General features: G+C 70.2%; 23 protein-coding genes. 13 read left to right on the forward strand and 10 right to left on the reverse strand.

The annotated features are described in order from the left end of the window. Nucleotides 1–363: 363 nt before the first annotated feature. Nucleotides 364–939 carry a dCTP deaminase gene (gene dcd / locus ABIE67_RS25200; protein WP_030054451.1) on the forward strand — a complete coding sequence of 192 codons (576 nt, stop codon included), beginning with the start codon at nucleotides 364–366 and terminating at the stop codon, nucleotides 937–939. Between the two features lie 56 nt (nucleotides 940–995). Continuing rightward, the gene (locus ABIE67_RS25205) at nucleotides 996–1,514 is read left to right on the forward strand and encodes a phosphoribosyltransferase (RefSeq protein ID WP_370268894.1); all 519 of its coding nucleotides are present in this window, start codon (nucleotides 996–998) and stop codon (nucleotides 1,512–1,514) included. 305 nt (nucleotides 1,515–1,819) lie between these two features. Here the strand turns inward: ABIE67_RS25205 and ABIE67_RS25210 are convergent, their stop codons facing one another. From ABIE67_RS25210 to ABIE67_RS25235, 6 genes are all read right to left on the reverse strand, one after another. Beyond that, on the reverse strand, nucleotides 1,820–2,854 hold the full coding sequence (locus tag ABIE67_RS25210) for a glycoside hydrolase family 5 protein (protein WP_370261455.1): 1,035 nt from the start codon (nucleotides 2,852–2,854) through the stop codon (nucleotides 1,820–1,822). Between the two features lie 226 nt (nucleotides 2,855–3,080). Then, nucleotides 3,081–4,031: a Yip1 family protein gene (locus ABIE67_RS25215; protein ID WP_370261459.1), complete on the reverse strand. Its 951-nt coding sequence runs from the start codon at nucleotides 4,029–4,031 to the stop codon at nucleotides 3,081–3,083. A gap of 331 nt (nucleotides 4,032–4,362) precedes the next feature. After that, the gene (locus tag ABIE67_RS25220) at nucleotides 4,363–5,862 is read right to left on the reverse strand and encodes an FG-GAP and VCBS repeat-containing protein (protein ID WP_370261464.1); all 1,500 of its coding nucleotides are present in this window, start codon (nucleotides 5,860–5,862) and stop codon (nucleotides 4,363–4,365) included. 201 nt (nucleotides 5,863–6,063) lie between these two features. After that, nucleotides 6,064–6,498 carry a VOC family protein gene (locus tag ABIE67_RS25225; protein ID WP_370261467.1) on the reverse strand — a complete coding sequence of 145 codons (435 nt, stop codon included), beginning with the start codon at nucleotides 6,496–6,498 and terminating at the stop codon, nucleotides 6,064–6,066. 29 nt (nucleotides 6,499–6,527) lie between these two features. After that, on the reverse strand, nucleotides 6,528–7,259 hold the full coding sequence (locus tag ABIE67_RS25230) for a DUF5701 family protein (protein WP_370261469.1): 732 nt from the start codon (nucleotides 7,257–7,259) through the stop codon (nucleotides 6,528–6,530). Between the two features lie 89 nt (nucleotides 7,260–7,348). Further along, complete coding sequence (locus ABIE67_RS25235) at nucleotides 7,349–7,690, reverse strand: squamosa promoter-binding protein 15 (protein ID WP_370261473.1); 342 nt, start codon at nucleotides 7,688–7,690, stop codon at nucleotides 7,349–7,351. Nucleotides 7,691–7,890: 200 nt separating this feature from the next. On the opposite strand from ABIE67_RS25235, the gene ABIE67_RS25240 reads away from it, so the two are divergent. The 5 genes from ABIE67_RS25240 to ABIE67_RS25260 all read left to right on the forward strand — a co-directional run bounded on the left by ABIE67_RS25240 (nucleotide 7,891) and on the right by ABIE67_RS25260 (nucleotide 10,870). Then, nucleotides 7,891–8,196: a hypothetical protein gene (locus ABIE67_RS25240; protein WP_370261476.1), complete on the forward strand. Its 306-nt coding sequence runs from the start codon at nucleotides 7,891–7,893 to the stop codon at nucleotides 8,194–8,196. A gap of 34 nt (nucleotides 8,197–8,230) precedes the next feature. Next, nucleotides 8,231–8,650 carry a hypothetical protein gene (locus ABIE67_RS25245; protein WP_370261480.1) on the forward strand — a complete coding sequence of 140 codons (420 nt, stop codon included), beginning with the start codon at nucleotides 8,231–8,233 and terminating at the stop codon, nucleotides 8,648–8,650. A gap of 71 nt (nucleotides 8,651–8,721) precedes the next feature. Next, nucleotides 8,722–9,501: a hypothetical protein gene (locus tag ABIE67_RS25250; RefSeq protein ID WP_370261484.1), complete on the forward strand. Its 780-nt coding sequence runs from the start codon at nucleotides 8,722–8,724 to the stop codon at nucleotides 9,499–9,501. Beyond that, the gene (locus tag ABIE67_RS25255) at nucleotides 9,498–10,241 is read left to right on the forward strand and encodes a hypothetical protein (protein ID WP_370261488.1); all 744 of its coding nucleotides are present in this window, start codon (nucleotides 9,498–9,500) and stop codon (nucleotides 10,239–10,241) included. The genes ABIE67_RS25250 and ABIE67_RS25255 overlap by 4 nt, the downstream gene beginning before the upstream one ends. 14 nt (nucleotides 10,242–10,255) lie before the next feature. After that, nucleotides 10,256–10,870, forward strand: coding sequence for a hypothetical protein (locus ABIE67_RS25260; RefSeq protein ID WP_370261493.1), 615 nt, complete (start codon nucleotides 10,256–10,258; stop codon nucleotides 10,868–10,870). Between the two features lie 18 nt (nucleotides 10,871–10,888). On the opposite strand, the gene ABIE67_RS25265 is transcribed toward ABIE67_RS25260, so the two are convergent. After that, a complete protein-coding gene (locus tag ABIE67_RS25265; RefSeq protein ID WP_370261497.1) occupies nucleotides 10,889–12,166 on the reverse strand; it encodes an FG-GAP repeat domain-containing protein in 1,278 nt (425 codons plus the stop codon). A 224-nt stretch (nucleotides 12,167–12,390) separates the two neighbouring features. Between ABIE67_RS25265 and ABIE67_RS25270 the strand changes: the two genes are divergently transcribed. After that, nucleotides 12,391–12,870, forward strand: coding sequence for a MarR family winged helix-turn-helix transcriptional regulator (locus ABIE67_RS25270; protein WP_370261501.1), 480 nt, complete (start codon nucleotides 12,391–12,393; stop codon nucleotides 12,868–12,870). 125 nt (nucleotides 12,871–12,995) lie between these two features. Here the strand turns inward: ABIE67_RS25270 and ABIE67_RS25275 are convergent, their stop codons facing one another. Beyond that, on the reverse strand, nucleotides 12,996–13,646 hold the full coding sequence (locus tag ABIE67_RS25275) for an FMN-dependent NADH-azoreductase (RefSeq protein WP_370261506.1): 651 nt from the start codon (nucleotides 13,644–13,646) through the stop codon (nucleotides 12,996–12,998). 135 nt (nucleotides 13,647–13,781) lie between these two features. Here ABIE67_RS25275 and ABIE67_RS25280 point away from each other — a divergent pair, with 135 nt between their 5' ends. Together ABIE67_RS25280 and ABIE67_RS25285 are read left to right on the forward strand one after the other, a co-directional pair. Next, nucleotides 13,782–14,450 (forward strand): nitroreductase, encoded by a 669-nt coding sequence (locus ABIE67_RS25280; protein WP_370261511.1) that lies wholly within the window; start codon nucleotides 13,782–13,784, stop codon nucleotides 14,448–14,450. A gap of 133 nt (nucleotides 14,451–14,583) precedes the next feature. Beyond that, the gene (locus tag ABIE67_RS25285; protein ID WP_370268898.1) at nucleotides 14,584–15,312 is read left to right on the forward strand and encodes an SDR family oxidoreductase; all 729 of its coding nucleotides are present in this window, start codon (nucleotides 14,584–14,586) and stop codon (nucleotides 15,310–15,312) included. Here the strand turns inward: ABIE67_RS25285 and ABIE67_RS25290 are convergent. After that, nucleotides 15,291–15,767 (reverse strand): N-acetyltransferase family protein, encoded by a 477-nt coding sequence (locus ABIE67_RS25290; protein WP_370268902.1) that lies wholly within the window; start codon nucleotides 15,765–15,767, stop codon nucleotides 15,291–15,293. The genes ABIE67_RS25285 and ABIE67_RS25290 overlap by 22 nt on opposite strands. Before the next feature lie 115 nt (nucleotides 15,768–15,882). Here ABIE67_RS25290 and ABIE67_RS25295 point away from each other — a divergent pair, with 115 nt between their 5' ends. The 3 genes from ABIE67_RS25295 (at nucleotide 15,883) to ABIE67_RS25305 (ending at nucleotide 18,267) form a co-directional block, all read left to right on the forward strand. Next, complete coding sequence (locus ABIE67_RS25295) at nucleotides 15,883–16,032, forward strand: hypothetical protein (RefSeq protein WP_370261516.1); 150 nt, start codon at nucleotides 15,883–15,885, stop codon at nucleotides 16,030–16,032. A gap of 65 nt (nucleotides 16,033–16,097) precedes the next feature. Then, nucleotides 16,098–17,258: an MFS transporter gene (locus tag ABIE67_RS25300; protein WP_370268905.1), complete on the forward strand. Its 1,161-nt coding sequence runs from the start codon at nucleotides 16,098–16,100 to the stop codon at nucleotides 17,256–17,258. Nucleotides 17,259–17,565: 307 nt separating this feature from the next. Continuing rightward, nucleotides 17,566–18,267, forward strand: a complete 702-nt coding sequence (locus ABIE67_RS25305) for a DUF2637 domain-containing protein (protein WP_370261522.1) — start codon at nucleotides 17,566–17,568, stop codon at nucleotides 18,265–18,267. Between the two features lie 24 nt (nucleotides 18,268–18,291). On the opposite strand, the gene ABIE67_RS25310 is transcribed toward ABIE67_RS25305, so the two are convergent. Next, entirely contained in the window at nucleotides 18,292–18,585 is a 294-nt protein-coding gene (locus tag ABIE67_RS25310) for a zinc-ribbon domain-containing protein (protein WP_370261526.1), read from the reverse strand. Nucleotides 18,586–18,605: the final 20 nt, after the last annotated feature.

Raw genomic sequence — 18,605 nt, forward strand, 5'->3', positions numbered from 1 at the left:
TCGTCAGGCAGGCAGTAGCCAGACGCGGCTCTTGGGGAAGGGACTCTAGGACTTGATGGAGCGCACCGTCGTCCGCTGTGCCGATGGGCACGTGTTCAGCACCGCTTCGTTCCCGATGCAGCAGGCCGAGCGACTCGGCCCCGGCCGGCTCCTCCGGTGTCCCCGGTGTGCCCGGCTCCGCAGTGTGGTTCCCGTGGCGTTGCAGAAGCGGTAGTAGCAGTAGCGGTAGCGGTAGCGGTAGCGGTACCAGTACCAGTAGTAGCAAGCGGCAGCAGTAGTAACAGCCGTCACAGCAAGTGCAGCGCCGGGCGCGCGGAAGGCCGTGATTGTGGTCGTTCCGCGCGCCTTGCGTATCCTCGGGGCGTGCTTCTCTCAGACAAGGACATCCGGGCCGAGATCGACGCCGGGCGGGTACGGATCGATCCCTACGACGAATCCATGGTGCAGCCCTCGAGCATCGATGTGCGGCTGGACCGTTACTTCCGGGTGTTCGAGAACCACCGGTACCCGCACATCGACCCCTCCGTCGAGCAGGCGGATCTCACGCGGCTCGTGGAGCCCGAGGGGGATGAGCCGTTCATCCTGCACCCCGGGGAGTTCGTGCTGGCCTCCACGTACGAGGTCATCACGCTTCCCGATGATCTTGCCTCGCGGCTTGAGGGGAAGTCCTCGCTCGGGCGGCTCGGGCTCGTCACCCACTCCACCGCCGGGTTCATCGACCCCGGGTTCAGCGGGCACGTGACCCTTGAGCTGTCCAACCTCGCCACGCTCCCGATCAAGCTCTGGCCCGGCATGAAGATCGGCCAGCTGTGCATGTTCCGGCTCAGCTCGCCCGCCGAGTTCCCGTACGGGAGCGAGCGGTACGGGTCCCGGTACCAGGGGCAGCGCGGCCCCACCGCCTCGCGGTCCTTCAAGAACTTCCATCGGACTCAGGTGTGAGCCGAGGCATGAGCGGCGGCGAGAGCGACGAGTGGAGCGGCGAGGTGAGCGGTGATATGGGCGAGTACACGGGCGTACGGGAGAATCTGACCTACGAGCGGTTCGGCGTCGCCGTCCGTGAGCTCGCGCAGACTATCGCCGACGACGGGTTCCAGCCGGACATCGTGCTCAGCATCGCCCGCGGCGGCGTGTTCGTCGCCGGGGGGCTCGCCTACGCCCTTGACTGCAAGAACCTGCATCTCGTCAACGTCGAGTTCTATACGGGCGTGGGGACCACCCTCGACATGCCCGTCATGCTGGCTCCCGTTCCCAACGCGATCGACTTCACCGACAAGAAGGTGCTGATCGCCGACGACGTCGCCGACACCGGCAAGACGCTGAAGCTCGTCCACGACTTCTGCGTCGAGCATGTCGCCGAGGTGCGGTCTGCCGTCGTCTATGAGAAGTCCCACTCCCTCGTGAAGTGCGAGTACGTGTGGAAGCGCACCGACGAGTGGATCAACTTCCCGTGGAGTGTGCTGCCTCCGGTCCACAGGGCCGGAGACGCGGCCAAGCCGAACAAGGAAGCCGTCTGACCTGCGGGCGATGCGGCCGCTGACCTCCGGATCAGTCATCCCGTACTGACCGGGCGGTACCGCTGTACGGGGGAGCCGTCGGGGAGAAGATCTCGAGGTTCTTGCCGGCGGCGGCCTCCCGGCGGTCACGCCCGCGGCGGGCTGCGCGTCGGCGGGGTGGTGGGTGAGGACGAACAGGGCCCCCTGCCACGCGCCGCTGTAGATGGCGTCGGCGTCCGGGTAGGTCCCGCCGTCCCGGCCGTGCCCACGCGCCGGAGCGCCCCCGTGGTTCGACCACGAGGGCGCTCCTAGGAGCGTCCCGCCGTTTACTGCCGCCAGGCCCAGTGCAGGCGGTCCAGCCCGCTCTGGTTGTTCAGCTGGAGGCTGAGGTCGGTGCCCGTGCCCTGGAGGGTGGTGAGGGAGTAGGTGTCCCCGCTGCGCAGGCCGGGCCAGTAGACCGAGCCGAGGCCCAGTTCACGGATGGTGTCGGTCGCCGCCTGGATGTAGGCGATCTCGCTGGAGCCGTTGACCGGCCCGGTGTAGTTCAGGCCGGAGGTCATGGTGGCGCCGAACTCGTCCAGGATGGTGCGCGAGGCGCAGTCGCCGATACGCGCCTTGAAGTCCTGCTTCCACTGGTCGGCGCTGGTCCAGTCGGTGTGCCAGAAGCCGTAGTTGTGCAGGGCCAGCCGGGTGCCGTTCAGCCGGCTGTCGGCGCACACGGGCTTGACGTCCTCGCTGTACTTGACGCCGCCGATGAGGATCCGGTCGCGCGGCACGAAGCGGTGGACCGTCACCCAGCGGGCGGCGATGTCGCGCCACTCCTGGGAGGTGTAGCCGAACGGCTCGTTCATCGGCTCGAAGTACACCTTGGAGTTGCGGGCGTAGGCGGAGGTGATCCGCGCCCACATCTGGTCGTAGGCGGCCTGGTCGTCGATCTTGCCGTCCTTGGCGTTGTCGGCCTCCCAGTAGCCCAGGATGACCTTGAACCCCTTGGCGGTGGCGGCGTCGATCGCTCCCCGGTACGACTTCCAGAAGGGGCCGTTGACGGAGGTGGGGTTGACGGGCAGCCGTACGGTGTTGGCGCCCAGCTTGGCGAACCCGCCGATGATCGCCGTGGACTTGGCATAGGTGGTGGCGTAACTGTCCGTGGCGGACAGGCCCGACGGTACGACCGCGTCATCGGCGTAGTTGTCGCGCGGGTCGGCCCAGTTGACGCCGTGGAAATCGCTTACGGGGGGCACGGCTGCCTTGCCGGAGGCGGGGGACGCGGATGCGGGGGAGGCGAGTGCGCCCCCGAATGCCGTGGCGCAGGCCAGCAACGCGGCGAAGCAAGCTGTCCGGCGATGGTTCTTTCGTGGCATGGCGTGCCCTTCTGAGCAGTTGCGTGCGAAAACCTCGCAGACGCAGACCGGCGGCTGATGGCTCCCGCAAACTAGAAGAAGATCCGAACAGGGGTCAACACATCTGCACACAAAGTTTCAACGCCGGAAGCGCAAAGGGAAGCGGGCAGCGGAAGGGCCGGAAGCGGGCAGCGGAAGGGCCCCCGGCGTGACGCCGGGGGCCCTTCTCATGCCGTTCCAGGCCGTTCTAGAACGTGCCGAGCTTCACGATCGACAGCAGGGCGATCAGCTGGATCGCGCTCGCGCCCAGCGCCTTCGGCCACGGCAGGTCGTGGGACTTGGACACCATCAGGGTGAGGAGCGCGCCCGCCGCCACCCAGGTCGCCCAGCCGAGCGCCTGCACGAACGTCGCGTCACCGCCGGCGAACATCGCGAAGACCAGGCGGGGGGCGTCCGTGAGGGACATGATCAGCATGGAGAGGCCGACCGTGGGCTGCCAGGCGCCGTCGCCGCCCAGCTGGCGGGCCAGGGTGTGGGTGACCACGCCCAGGACGAAGGACGACAGGACCATCGCCACGGCCGTCGTCAGGACGATCGGGACCGCGTTGGAGAGGGTCGCGTTGATCGCGTCGTTCCGGGCGCCGTCGAAGCCGAAGACCGCGAGCAGGCCGTAGAGGAAGGTCACGACGAGGGCGGTGCCCCACATCGTGTAGTCCCGCATCTGCAGGAATGTCTGGCCGGGTGAGAGGACGATGCCCCGCAGCAGGGCCTTCCAGTGCAGGCGGGGGCCGACCGGGGCGGCCGGGGCCGCGCCCGCGTGGTAGGTCTCGCCCTGGGTGTACGGGTCGTCGCCGACCGAGAACGCCTGGGTGTGGCCCGGGTTGTTCGCCGCGTACGGGTCCGGGGTGCCGCCCGGGCCGTGAGGGTAGCCGCCGTCGCCGAAGTACTCCGGCTCGCCGTGACCACCCTGACCGCCGTGCGCACGGTGACCGCCGGGGCCGTAACCGCCTTGGCCGCCGCCGTTCGCCTGCGGCCAGCCGCCTCCACCGCCGCCCGAGCCGCCGTACGGCTGCTGCGGCGGCGGAGGATAGCCGTACGACGGCCCCTGGGGCGCCTGCTGCCCGTACGGAGGTTGTTGGGGGCGCGTTTGCGGGGTGCCGTTGTTCCGGCTGCCCCGTCCGATCCTGAATCCAGCCACGTCTTCGAACGTACCTGGTCCCGGAGATTCGCGTGTCGGGCCCTGCGCTTACGGCCCGGCTTTGCGGCCGAGCTGTGACATCCCCTAAGGGGAGCCGCGGCTCGGCTCAGGGAGCCGCTCAGGGGAATCCCCGGGGGGCGGATTCCGGGGGCGGCTCCCCATCCCAGGAGAGCCGACGCTGCGCCCCGCAGGTGAGCGCGGCGGCTGTGATGGCCGCGGCGAGGGCGAGGGAAGGAAAGAAGGCCGGGCCCGCGAGGGCGGGCCCGGCCGTTCAGGAGTTGCGGCGGCCTGGCGGTGCCGTACGGCGACTTGCGGCCGTACGCCTACGACCTCAGTCCGCGAAGACGGCACCGAACGCCGGGGATCCGCTCGTCGACAGGCCCGAGGTGCTCGGGGCGACAGCGCGCGAACCGGACGTGGTGATCTTCGTGCCGTTGGAGGGCAGGTAGGTCAGACCGCCGTTACCGGCGTTCTCGTACGAGCCGATCACCAGGTCCGCCTTGCCGTCGCCGGTGACGTCGTCGAGCTTGACGTCGGCGCCGAAGAGGTCGTTCTTCTCGTCGTTGCCGGGGACGCCCGCGGTGCTCTGGGCGAGGCCCTGGACGCCGGCCATGGTGTCGATGCCGTTCGCGGAGCCGTACAGGACGGTGACCTGGCCGGTGTTGGCCGCGCCGTTGATGTCCTCGTTCGGGGAGGCGACGACGAGGTCCTGGTAACCGTCGCCGTTGATGTCACCGAGGTCGAGCTCCCAGCCGAAGCCGTCGCCCTTCTCCGAGGTGCCGGGGACGTTCCCGCTGTTCTGGGTGATGCCGGCGGTGCCGGCGGGACCGGAGGCGGAGCCGTACGTGATGTTCACCTTGCCGCCGTCGGCGGCGTCCGGGACGGGGGTGCCGTCCTCGATGGTGCTGTCCCAGCCGGCGCCGCTGACGATGTCGCCGTAGCCGTCGCCGTTGATGTCGCCGATCGCGGTGATGATGCCGGGCTTGAGGGCCTTGGCGGAGCCGGCGCTGAGGCCGCTCGCGGTACCCGGCACGTAGTAGTTGGTGTTCCAGCCGTAGTCGGTCTGGGTCTCGTACCCGTCGACGATGAGGTCGGTCCGCTTGTCGCCGTTGACGTCACCGGCGGTGAGGCTCATCGGGCCGTACGGGTAGTCGTTGGAGCCGTTCTGGATGGGCGGCTTGATGGTGTAGCGGCCGCCGGGAGTACCGGTGGAGCTGAAGCCGCCCTTGAAGACATGGATGGTGTTGGACGAGTTGCCGACGGCGAGGTCGGCCTTGCCGTCACCGTCGAAGTCGCCGGCCGCCAGGTCCTTGCCCCAGTAGTCGTGCGAGGACGGGGCCGGGTCCGCGACGGAGACGCCCTTGCCGGTGAGGCCGCTCGCCGAGCCCCACAGGACGGCGACACCACCGCCGTTGGTGTCGGTGCCGACCTTCTCCCACGGGGCGGAGACGGCGAGGTCGTCGTATCCGTCGCCGTTGAAGTCGGCGTACGCGGACTCGGCGCCGAAGCCGTCGCCCGCCTCGGCGGTGCCGGGGCTGCCGGTGGTGTTCTGGCTGATGGTGGTGCGCTTCGCGGACGATACGCCGGTGGCGGTGCCGTAGAGCACGACGATCTGACCGGCGCCCTGGTGTCCGCTCACATAGGCGCCGTGCGCGGAGGCGACGACGTCCCCGATCCCGTCGCCGTTGAAGTCGGCGTACGGGACCTGGGCGGAGTCGGCGGCGGTGGCCGACGTGGCCGTGGCCAGCGTGAGCAGCCCGCCCGTCAGCGCGGCCGCGGTGGCCGTCGCGAGGGCGAGTCGTGCCGGGCGGCGGAGGTGGTGCTTGTGCATGCGGTTCTCCTGCTGCATGCGGGGGATGCCTGGCCGGCATCCGCAGTCGGTGGGGTGCGACCTCGGGTGTTCTCCGGGAGTTGTCCTCGGGTTCACCCGTGGGGTCGGCGATCAGGAGACCCACGGTGGGGCGGAAGGGTTGTACGTGAGTTCGGGAAATTTTCGGGGCTGCGGAGGCTTCTGTTGAGGATGTGCGGGCGCTCAGTCGAGACAGAACTCGTTGCCCTCGACGTCCTGCATCACGATGCACGACTCGTTGTCCTCATCGGCAGGCAGTAGTCGCACGCGTACCGCGCCGAGCGCGACCAGTCGCGTGCATTCGGCCTCGAGCGTGGCCAGGCGCTCTTCCCCCACGAGTCCGGTGCCGGCCCGCACATCGAGGTGCACCCGGTTCTTGACGACCTTGCCTTCGGGAACGCGCTGGAAGAACAGCCGCGGGCCGACACCTGAGGGATCGGAGCAGGCGAACCACGCGCCCTGATCCTCAGGCGGCAGCGACCGATCGAAGTCGCCCCAAGTGGCGAACCCCTGGGGTGGCGGCGGCACGACGTACCCCAACACCTCGCACCAGAAGCGAGCGACGCGCTCGGGTTCCGCGCAGTCGAAGGTGACTTGGAACTGCTTGATCGATGACATCGGCGCACCATAGCAGGGGGCTGTGGCGCTCATCTCCCGTCAGAGACGGGCATGTTGACGGGCGAAGAAGGCCCTTCGGACAGGCCTTGGCGCACGCGCCCCGTGGCGGACGCGAAGCCCAGCCACGTGTGGCGGTTGCCCCACCAGCACCAGCCCACCTTCGGGGCGTCGCGCCGCTCGCGGCCGTCGCGTCCCGTGCCGTTGCTGATCCAGATCGCCGGGGTGCGGGCGTCCGGCGTGCCGTTCGCTTTCCGCAAGCGGGAGCCGATCGTCATGAAGCAGCGGTTGCGTTCGAGGGCCGCCGGCTGCTGGAGCACCCAGTGGATGCCCTCGGTGAGCAGCAGGGGTGTGCGGTCCTCCTTGGTCAGGGCCGGCAGGGCCTCTTCCGGGCTCCAGTTGGCCATACGGTCGCCGCGGTCGACGCCGGTGACGATGTAGAGGGGCGCGTCGGGCAACTCGACGGTGTCGGGGGCGAAGTCGTCGACGTCGGGCATGTCGACGACGACGAAGCCGGGCTTGTCGTCGCGACGGAGCAGCGGCGCGAGGGCGGACGCGGGGACGCGGTCCGGGTGGACGGCGAGCAGGGCGTTGCTGTTCCCGCTCTCACCGTCCCCACTCTCGGCGGCCTGCGCGAAAGCGCGCAGTTCGTCGGCGGGGAGCCCCGCGAGCTCGTGCACCCCGAGTGAGATCAGGTGCTCGGCCTGGGTGGCAAGCGGCGGGAGCGGGGGCAGGGTGGTGGCGTTGGACGACGTATCGGGCAAGGCACTCCTCGGCTCGCGGGGTGGTCGGCCTGAGGTCAACGAGGCGTCCGATCGGAATGTTCCCGCGCCGCGGTGGTGGTCGGGTCGGTTCAGGTCAGATAGAAGCCCGCGTCCTTTTCGGACGGTTCCAGGGGCGCGAACTGCCTCAGCTCGCCGCCTCGGATCATCCACAGCCGGAAGAACGACTCCTCCTGGTCCATGACGAGGAGCTGCACGATATTGGGCTCCCGCCACGGCGACTCGGCGACCCGCTGCCGGAGCGCATCAAGATCGCAATGGTTCAGAGCGCCTGCCCACACCCTGCATTCGACGCCGGAATGGTCCGGCTGTCCGCGCAGCGGGGCCTCGTCGCGCAGCCAGTCACTCAGGGCTTCGACGTGGGGCTGGTCGGCGCCATCGGCCGAGATCATCACATTGGCAACCCAGCTCATGACGTTCGTTGTACTTCCTCGTGAACCACCGCGCGAGCGCGTTTCGACCGGCCGCAAGTCGAGGGACGTCGGGTTCGTGTGGATTCTGTGACCCCCGAGCGGTCTTTTTACCCTTCCATGGCATGATCGGGCCCACTCGGCTGTCGGCCGCCGACGGGTCTTTTGCCGATGCGGCCGCGAAGTGCGAACGGGGAGGATCCATGGGGGGCCACTTCAAAACCGATATTGATCAGCTTGCCGCGTTCACGAAGGACCTCAACAGCGCCCACGACTCCCTTGAGCAGGTGCGGACCGCTCTCCAGCACGTGCGGTCCGACCAGATCGGGACACCGGAGCTGGACGAGGCGTGCGACGCGTTCCAGGAGCGCTGGAAGTACGGCAACGAGCAGATCAAGGAGCGCATCGGCAAGCTCACCGAGGGGCTCCAGAAGAACGCGGACAACTACCGCGAAGTGGAGACCTCCCTGGAGGAGAGCTTCAGGCGCGCCGCTGCCGCGGGGAAGTGATCACGGTGGCACAGAATCCGTATGTGCACCTCGGGTGGAACCCGGTGCCGGGCCAGCCGGCGAGGTCGACAAGCTCCGCACCCAGCTCGTCAATTCGGCGAGCGCACTGCAGACGGCGTACCAGAAGATCGACAAGCTGCTCGGCGAGTCCAGCTTCTGGGAGGGCGACGCGGCCGTGGGCTTCCGCGAGGCCCTCGACGGCGATCTGCCGAAGTACATGAAGGACGCCCACAAGTCCCTGACCCAGGCCGCCGGTCACCTCGGCGCGTGGCACGGCGGCCTGACCAGCCGCATGGAGCTGGCGCACAAGTACGACATCGAGGCGGGCGACCACAAGGGCGACCTCAAGACGGCCAACTCGCGGCACGAGACGGCCAAGCAGGACCCGGACCTCAAGCTCGCGGGGCAGACCTTCGAAGAGGGCCCCGAGCTCCAGTCCGGCAGGCCCGCCTGAACGCGGCCCAGACCCGGCTCAACGACGCCGTCACCGCCGTCAACAACGCGCAGGGCGCCCTGGACGGGGTGATGCGCAAGGCGCGCGAGCTGGAGGGGACGCACGAGGACGAGGCGCGGGAGATCGCGAAGAAGCTCAAGGACGCCACGAAGGATCTGGCGCCCGAGGAGCCGGGGTGGCTGAGCAAGGCGCTCAGCTGGATCGGTGACAACCTCACGAACATCCTGAGTGTGCTGGCGGCGGTGGCGGGATTGCTGGCGCTGCTGTGCACCGGGCCGTTCGGGATCGCGATGCTGCTCGCCGCCGGTGCGCTGAGCCTGGCGACGATGGGCTCCCGGCTCGCCGACCCCAAGGTGCGGGCCTCGCTCGCGGACGGGTTCACCAAGGGCGAGTTCGACGCCGACTTCTGGGAGAACTCCGTGGGGCTCGTCGGTGACGCCCTCGGCGCGGTGCCGGGAGTGGGAGCCGTGACGCGCGGCCTCAACGGTGCGATCCAGTCGACGCGGTTCGCGTCCGAAGCGGTGAGCGCCGGGCAGTTCCTGGGCCGTTTCGCCGACGACACCGTCAAGGCCGCCGGGCGGATCGCGACCGCGGGTTCCTACAACCCCGTCGGAGACCTGGTGGCGCACGCGGCGGGCGGCAGCCAGGCAGTCCGGGTGGGCATGGACTACGTCTCGCCGGTCGCGGGTGTCGTCACGGCCGGCTACGGGCTGGCCGCCGAGAACATCGACGCCCTGAAGAGCGACGCAGGCAAGAACACCGCCACCGGGGTCGACGCGGCCCGCGCGGGTCTGTTCGACGGCCCCGGTGCCGCCGCGGTCATCGGCAACGTCGCGAGGGTGTTGCGATGACACAGGAAGCCGCCGAGCGGCCGCCACTGCGCCTGGTCATCGACGACTCGGCCCGGGACCCCAGCTCGAAGATCTGGTACGCGCTGCCGGCCGGGTACCTCAACGTCCCCATCGACGCCCTCGACCCCGAACCGGGCTCGGAGCAGGAGGCGTACCTCGATCAGGCACTGGAACTGGTCCTCGGACTGGCCCCCGAGGACCAGCGCGACCGGTACACGGGTGCCCTGCGCGACGTCCGGTTCATGGCAGCCCGCATGCGGGCCGAGGGCGTCATCGCCTGCTCCCTCGGCATGCACATCGCGGACAACGGCACTTCCGCCATGTCCGTCTTCACGGTGGCGCTCAGGGACATCGACTGGGCGCCCACCAAGATCACGGCGGTGCGCGCGGTCTCACTGCGCGAAAGCGCCGAGAACGTCGAGCTGTTGACGCTCCCGGGCGGGCGCCCGGCGTCGATCTCCGACACCCTGATCACCACGCCCGACCTGGAAGGCCTGCCCGGCCAGGACCTCTACCAGTGCACCCTCTACGTCCCGGCCCCCTCGGGTACGCAGTTGGGCGTGCTGACGCTGAGCAGCACGGCCGTGGGTTCCCGCAAGCACTACCGCGACATGATGGCGGGCATCGCGCACACGGTGTCCTTCCACGATCCGATGCCGGAGATCGAACGCGCCGCACGAGGTGGCGGGCCCGAGGGCCCGGGTGGCATCGCGCGCGACATCGCCTCCGACTTCGGCTGACCCGGGACGGACACATGACCATGAACCTCGACGAGCAGGCTTTCGACGGGCCGGTTGCGTGGGACACACCGGGCACGCGCACCGCACTACGCCGCCGGACCGCGTGGAACCTGGCCAAGACCCTTGGCTGGATGGCCCTTTGGTGGGCCGCGCTGTACGTCACGGTCGTGCAGTTGCCGGTGGCGGCCGTAGTGCCCATGGTGCTCGTGCTGCTCGTCCTCACGGTCCTGGAGGTGCGGGCCCTCGGCAGCCTCGCCCAGGGCATGCGGATGCGGCGCGTCCTCGCCGTCTACCCCTGGCGTCAGCAGCCTGGTGCGGTCCGTATCGACAGGGGCAAGGCGGTCTTCGTGCTGCCCGACCCCGACCACCCGGAAAAGACGGTGTCACTGAAGCTGGCTGCCGGGCTGTTCCGGACCTGGAGCCGCGAGGCGTTGAAGGACTACGACGACGAACTCTGGTACGCGGGCGACCCCCGCTTCGCCTGCGTGGTGGCCAAGCCCGGCCTCCGCGGCCTCGGCTACCTCGCCCAGCCCACCGCGTACAACCACCGCACCTCCCCCCGCCGCAAGGGCCTCAGCCCCGAAGCCCGCCGCCGCGCCCGGGCGATCGGGGCGCGCGTCGCCGACTGACCGGCGCCTCCACGGGGGCTACCGCGCCAGGAACTCCGAGCTGGAGAACCGCACCGACGGCTCCGCCGCCACCAGCCCCTTCTTCACGCCCGGGTACACGGCCACGGTGTCCTTCGTCTCACCGGCATACGTCCGCACCACCAGGTCCGCCCGCCCGTCCCCGTCGAAGTCGCCGACCGTCACGACACGTGTGGTGCCCTGGGCGGGTGGCCGTACGGTCACCATGCCCGCCGTCGCCAGTCCTGCCGTACGGCCGCGGAGGACGCGCAACTGCGAGCCGCTGGTCACGAGTTCGCTCAGCCCGTCGCCGTCGAAGTCGGCGGCGTCGAGTACCGAGCCGGGGGTGGCGAGGGTGCCACGTGCGGTGGCGGCGGGGAGGTCGTAGCGCAGTGACGTTCCGCCCATGGTGCCGATCGCCGCGTCGAGGGCCGCCTTGCCCTTGCCGAAGGTGCCGAGGGCCACGTCGATGCCGGAGGGGAGGGTGACTCCCGTGCGGGTGGGGCCGGTCGGGCCGCCGAGGACGACTGCCGACTGGCCGGTGCCTTCCGCCGTACGGACCACCAGGTCGTCGTATCCGTCGTCGTTGACGTCGGCCGCCGGGCCCGTGGGGGCGTTGCCGGGGCCCTGGATGGCGGCGGGGGCGGTGCGCGGGGTGCCCTTGCGGGTGAACGGGCCCCGCAGGAAGCTCAGTCGGCCGCCCGACGCGTGGACGACCAGGTCCTGCGCGTCGTCGCCGTCGAAGTCGCCGCACACCGGCTGGTCGGGCCAGTCGTTGCCGAAGCGGGCGCGGGCCGGGATCGTGAGCTTGACCGCCTTGCCGGTGAGGCCGCTGGGGGAGCCGTAGAGGATCTGCAACGGCACCGGCGGCCGGCCCTGGCCGTCGAAGGGCGGGTCGGTGGAGACGACCAGGTCGGTGAAGCCGTCGCCGTCCAGGTCGCAGGTCGCCTCCGCGTCGAAGACGGCCGGGAGCCGGCCCTTGGTCGGGGCCGCCTGGCGCTGCGGGCTGAGCAACTGCCGTGCGCCCGGGGTCAGTCCGCGCTCGCCGCCGTAGACGATGCCGATGCCCGCGTCGTCGGCGTGGGCCTGGGCCTTGACCAGGTCGTTGAGGACCAGGTCGCGGTGCCCGTCACCGTTGAAGTCGGAGGGGGTCCTGCTGCCCTCGCCGTGCGGGACGGGGAGCTGGGCGGGGGCGTCGGCCACCCGGACGGGGGTGTGCCGGTCCGACTCGGCGTCGTCGTGCGGGGTGGGGCCACAGGCGGCGACCGCGAGGGCGATGACTCCGAGGGTGCCGGTCATGGCCGCCGTACACTTCCCGCTTCTTCGCGCGCGCACCGCTCACCTCGTCAGCATCAAGGGCAAACAACTGGGCAATGATGCACGTGTTCGAGACGGGGTGACAGGCCTGTGCGGGGACAAGGCGGAGACAGGGGGGACATCGGCCGGGACGCGTCGACCCCGAACCGTACATTTGGTTTCAATCGATACCGTATCGAATGACTGGATGGCGGTAATCTGGCCGCATGACCGCCGACCCTCCGCACGCACCCACCGCCTCGCGGGCGACCGACGGCCCCGGTGACGTGTCGCCCTTCGCGCTCGGGCTGCTGCTGCGCCGGGCGCACTGGCGGGCGCAGACGGTGATGACGGAGGCGCTGCGGCCGCTCGGCATCGAGCTGCGCCACTTCTCCGTGCTGATCGTGCTGGTCAACCACGGGCCCACGGTGCAGCGCGACCTCGCGGCGGCGACGGGCACGGACAAGGCCGGGATCATGCGGGTCGTGGACGACCTGGAGCGCAAGGGGCTGGCCGTACGCAAGGCCGTGCCGGGGGACCGGCGGGTGCGGGCGGTGGAGATCACGCCCCAGGGGCTGGAGCTCTTCGACGCGGCCCATGTGGCGGCGGAGCCGTCGGCCGGGAACCTGGTCGCGGAACTGGGGCCCGGTGAGCCCGAGCAACTGAGGGATCTGCTGACCCGGTTCGCCCATCCTCGGGAGGGATGACCCTGAGGGGTGGCCGGTGGGATGACCGGCGGGATGACCGGAGTGATGAGAACGCCGTGTGACGTCCGGGGGTGAGGCGTCACACGGCGTCCGGTCCAGGGGTCATGCGGTATCCGGTCCCGGGGTCACGCCGCGAGGCGCTCCGCGAGTTCCTTGGCCTTCACCGCCGCCTCCTCGAAGGCGCGCTTGCGCGAGGCCTCGTACAGGGGGATCAGCTCCGACATGGCCGGGTTGCGGGGGGCCAGGGTGAGCTCCGGGACGATGAAGTCGAGGTCCAGGCCGAGGGTGCGCTCCAGCACCGCCTCCAGGTAGTTCCGCACGTACTCGAAGCCCTCGCGCGGGGTGCCCGGCGCGTAGGAGCCGCCGCGGCTGGCGACGACGATGACCGGCGTGCCCTGCGCGGAGGGGTTCTCGCCGGCGGTGCGGCCGAGCAGGAGCACGTTGTCGAGCCACGCCTTGAGGGTCGAGGGGATCGAGAAGTTGTGCATGGGAGCGCCGATCAGGACGGCGTCCGCCCGCTCCAGTTCCTCGATGAGCATCTCGCGCACGGCGAAGGCGGCGGACTGCTCCGGGCTGCGCTCGGACGGGGCGACGTAACCGGCGGACCACCCGACGGCGGTGATGTGCGGGACGGGCTCGGCGGCGAGGTCGCGGTGGATCACCGTGCCCTCCGGGTGCTGCTCCTCCCAGGTCCGACGGAAGGCGGCCGCGACCGAACGGGACGCGGACGCCTCGCCGGGGAGCACGGACGAGTCGATGTGCAGCAGCGTGGCCATGGCTTTCTCCAAGAGGTGATGACTTGTACTCGCCCATAGTTAAACACGAGATGGTATTGAATGATACCGTCGCGAATGCAACGGCAATGGATGCGCCGAGCGAACGGCAAGCGGTCATACGGGAGGCAGACGACCTTGGACGTCTTCGAAGCGGTCACGAGCCGGCGGGCAGTACGTGGATTCACCGACCGGCCCGTCCCGAAGGAGGTGCTGGAGCGCGTCCTGGCCACCGCGGCCTGGGCACCCTCGGCATCGAACCTCCAGCCGTGGCGCGCCTACGTGCTGACCGGCGAGCCGCTCGCCGCGCTGAAGGAGTGCGCCGGTGAGCGGCTGGCCGCGGGCGACCCCTGGGACGAGCCGGAGTACGAGCAGTACCCACCCGACCTGAAGTCCCCGTACCGCGAACGCCGGTCCGCCTTCGGCGAGCAGCGCTACGGCGCTCTCGGCATCCCGCGTGAGGACGTCGAGGCACGCCAGCGGGCCGCCTCCGCGAACTGGGACTGCTTCGGTGCGCCGGCCGCCCTGTTCTGCTACATCGACCGCGACCTGGGGCCGGCCCAGTGGTCCGACCTCGGCATGTATCTGCAGACCGTCATGCTGCTGCTCCGGGCCGAGGGGGTGCACAGTTGCACACAGATGGCGTGGGCCAAGTACCACCGGTCCGTCGCGGAGATCCTGTCGCCTCCGAACGAGCTCATCCTCTTCTGCGGCATGTCGATCGGGTTCCAGGACCCGACGGTGGATCACCCCCGCACGGGCCGCGCACCGCTGGGCGAGACGGTCACGTTCGTCGACGGCGACTGACCCCGTGCGGCGCCGCTCCCGGCGCGCGAACACCGTGGCTCATATGCCACATTGCAGACATACAACCGTCATCACAGACATGGCACGGCCTGGCAATGGCATGGCATGGCATGGCATGGACGAAAGGCACCTCATGAAGTTCGCGGTCATCGGCGGCACCGGTCTGATCGGCTCGCAGGTCGTCGGGAATCTGAACGCCGCCGGGCACGAGGCGGTACCGCACTCGCAGTCCACCGGGGTCGACGTCGTCACCGGCCGGGGAGTGGACGAGGCGGTGGCCGGGGCGGACGTCGTCGTCAACCTGACGAACTCCCCGACCTTCGACGACGCCTCCCCGGCCTTCTTCCGGACCTCGATGGAGAACCTGCTGGCCGCGGCCCACAAGGGCGGCGTCGGCCACTTCGTCGTCCTCTCGATCGTCGGCGTGGACCGGGTGCCGGAGCTGGACTACTACCGGGCCAAGGCGCTCCAGGAGGAGATCCTCGCGGCCGGGCCGGTCCCCTACTCGATCGTCCGGGCGACGCAGTTCATGGAGTTCATGGACGCCGTCATGTCCTGGACCGCCGACGGTGACACGGTCCGGCTGCCCGCCACGCCGATCCAGCCGATCGCCGCCGCGGACGTGGCCCGGGCGGTGACGGACGTCGCCGTGGGTGCCCCGCTGAACGGCATTCGCGACGTCGCCGGCCCCGAGATCTTCGCCCTGGACGAGCTGGGCCGGATCACCCTGTCCCACAAGGGCGACAACCGTACGGTCGTCACCGATCCCACCGCCGGCATGTTCGCCGTCGTCAAGGGCGACGTCCTCACCGACAAGGAGGCCCACCTCGCCCCCACCCGCTACACCGACTGGCTCTCCTGACGCGGCCGGCGGGCCAGGGTGCCGCCGCGCACCATGAACACGTCCACCGGGTCCTCCGTCTCGACCGTGAACCCGTGCCGCTCGTACAGCCGGCGGGCCGGACTGCCCCGCAGCACGTTCAGGCGGACGAGGACGCCATTGCGGTCGCACCGCTCCAGCAGTTCGCGCAGTACGCCCGACCCGATGCCCCGGCCCTGGAGGTGCGCGGCGAGATAGAAGTGCTCCAGCCACCGGGTGTCCCCGTCCGGGCGCAGGGCCACGCAGCCGGCGAACGCGCCGCCCACCTCGATCACCCAGGTGTGGGCCGGGTCGAAGGCGTCCCGCAGCCGCTGCCGCACCCGGTGCTCGTCGTACCGCCCGAGCCGTTCCAGATCCGCCCGCAGCACCACGGCACGCACCTCGGCGATCGCCTCGACGTCCGACGCCGATGCCGCCCGAAGACTCCAGTCCACCATGATCGCCACGTTACCGGGCGGGGTTCCGCCGCCGCCCTCGCTCTGCGCGTGCTCCTGAGACACGGCTCCCGAGACGCGGACTCCTGACGACGTAACAGGTAATACATTCCCAGATGTGAGTGTGCGCTGGACCGTCCTCGTCGTCAGAATCCCCGCCGAGCCCTCCCGGCACCGTGTCGCGGTCTGGCGTGAGCTGCGGAAGACCGCGGCCCTGTGCCAGGCGCCGGATGACCACGGCACGGTCGCGGCGGGGACGGACCGATGACCGCGACTCCGGCCGCCCCCGACCCGCATGCGGCCCCCGACCCGCAAGCGGCGCCCACCCGCCAGATGTGGCCCCTCTACGCCGCCGGCTTCACCACCGCCTTCGGGGCGCACGGCATCGCCGCCAACCTCGGCGGGCACTCCGACGACGCGGTGACCTCGCTGCTCGTCCTGGGGGGCCTGCTCGCCCTGTACGACGGCGCCGAGGTCGTCCTCAAGCCGTTGTTCGGGACGCTCGCCGACCGGATCGGCGCACGTCCGGTGCTGCTCGGCGGCCTCGTCGCGTTCGCCCTCGCCTCCGCCGCCTACGTCGTCGCCGACAGCCCCGGCTGGCTCTGGGCCGCCCGGCTCGGTCAGGGCGCCGCGGCCTCCGCGTTCTCGCCGTCGGCCTCGGCGCTGGTCGCCCGGCTCAATCCGGCGGCCAAGCACGGGCGGGCGTTCGGCGGTTACGGCTTCTACAAGTCCATCGGCTACACGCTCGGCCCGCTCCTCGGCGGCGTCCTGGTGTGGGCCGGCGGGCTGCGGCTGCTGTTCACCGTGCTGGCGGTGCTCGGCGTCGCGGTCGCGTTCTGGGCCGCGCTCGCCGTCCCGCACGTACCGCCCCTGCCCAGGCAGCGGCAGACGGTGCTGGACCTGGCCCGGCGCCTGGCCGACCCGGCGTTTCTGCGCCCCACGGCAGCCCTGGCCGCCGCGACCGCCGCCCTCTCCGTCGGCGTCGGCTTCCTGCCGGTCTCCGGCGCCGCCGCCGGGCTCGGCACGGTCGCGACCGGCGCGGCGGTCTCGGTGCTGGCGGCCTGCGCCGCCGTCGTGCAGCCCAGGGCCGGGCGGGCGTTGGACGAGGGCCGCCTCACGGCCCGCACCGGCCTCACCGCCGGGCTGCTCGTCACGGCGGCGGGGCTGGCCTGCGCGACGCTGCCCGGCCTGGCCGGCGTCCTCGCCGCCGCCGCCCTGATCGGCATCGGCACCGGCCTGATCACCCCGCTCGGCTTCGCCGCGCTGGCCGCCTCCACCCCCGCCGAACGGCTCGGTCAGACCATGGGCTCCGCCGAGCTCGGCCGGGAACTCGGCGACGCGGGCGGGCCCCTGCTGGTCGCCGCCGTCGCCTCCCTGGCCACCCTCGCCTACGGCTACGCGGCCCTCGCCCTGATCCTCGCCGCCGGTCCCGCGCTCGCCCTCGCTCTGGCCCTCGCCGCCCGGCGCCCCGGGGCGGAAAGCGGTGCGCGATAACACCGCGTCACACATATTCTTAATTTCATTTCCGGGCCCCGGTCATTGGATATTCCCGATAATCACCGTTGACGCATATTCCCCCGAATGCCAGATGTCCTGCCCCGTGTGGCGCTCGTTAGGTGGGCGTGACTTGGCAGGAAAAACATGCAGCTGAGGCTCCGCTCCGCGCGCGTCTAGCAGCTGATCAGACCACTGCGGAAAGCATCACGCACTGCTCTGATCTGCTCGAAGACTTTCTGAAAACCATCAGTCGGATGGAGCGAGAATATCTCCGGGCGGCGCTGGAAGGGGAAAATTTCTAGCAATGAGGGCTGACTATGACGCGGTAGACGAACAGGCTCACTACACCCAGCAGCTCGATATGCAGAACCTCTGGCAGGTCCAGGATCAGGCGATGTCGCCGGAGGGCTGGGACCTGGACCAGGAGCTGGCACAGATGCTGGGTGCCACGCACACCCCGGATCCCGTTCCGCCCCGGCAGAACTCCCGGCAGGACAAGGACAGGCAGCCACTGCCCCGGCCGGTCCACCGAAAGCGCCCGCAGCCCGGCGCGCACACGCTCACCCGAAACCCGAGGTTCCTCACCGTCTCGGTCTTGGTCACACTCATCACCCTGTGTGCGGTGACGATGCTCACCTGGTCCATCTCGTATTCGTACGATCAGCTGCGCTCCATCGCGCTGCTCGTGGTGTCGCCGAAGCTGGCCCACTGGTGGCCCCTGACGGTCTACGGGCCCTGGCTGCTGGCCGGTCTGTCCATTCTTCGGGCATCCGTTCAGCGCCGAACCGCTCGCCGGTCCTGGGCCGTCATGCTGATCTCCTCGGGCACCGCGGTGGCGCTGTGCATCGGCCAGTCGGCGCATTCCCTGCTGGCGATGGTCGTCGTCGGAATTCCGCCGATCACCGCCCTGGTCTGCTTCCGCGAACTCGTCGGCCAGTTCTCGTCGCGGCCCGGCCCCCGCCATGCCGCAGACGCGATGAACGGACCCAAGCAGCCGAAGTCGTAGGCCGCGGATTCGGACTTCAGGACTTCAGGACTGGTACGGCTGCTGCGGCTGCCCGTACGGCTGCTGACCGCTCTGCCCGCCGGAGAGGGCCTGTGCCTGCAGCTGCTCCGCCTGCTCCCCGGTCACCTTCTGTTCCGCGCCGCAGAAGGTGCACTGCGTCGCGTACTTGGTCGAGATGGGGAACAGCGGCACGAAGAACAGCGTGAACTTCGTGACGCGCTTGCGCAGGGTGTGCGCCGAGGGGTTGCCGCAGTGGCCGCACACCAGCGTCAGTATCGCGAGCTGGTAGAGGTAGCCCTTGGTGCCGAAGATGATCACGTCGTGGGTCCTTTCTGATC

The sequence above is a fragment of the Streptomyces sp. V4I8 genome (assembly GCF_041261225.1).
Taxonomy (GTDB): Bacteria; Actinomycetota; Actinomycetes; order Streptomycetales; family Streptomycetaceae; genus Streptomyces.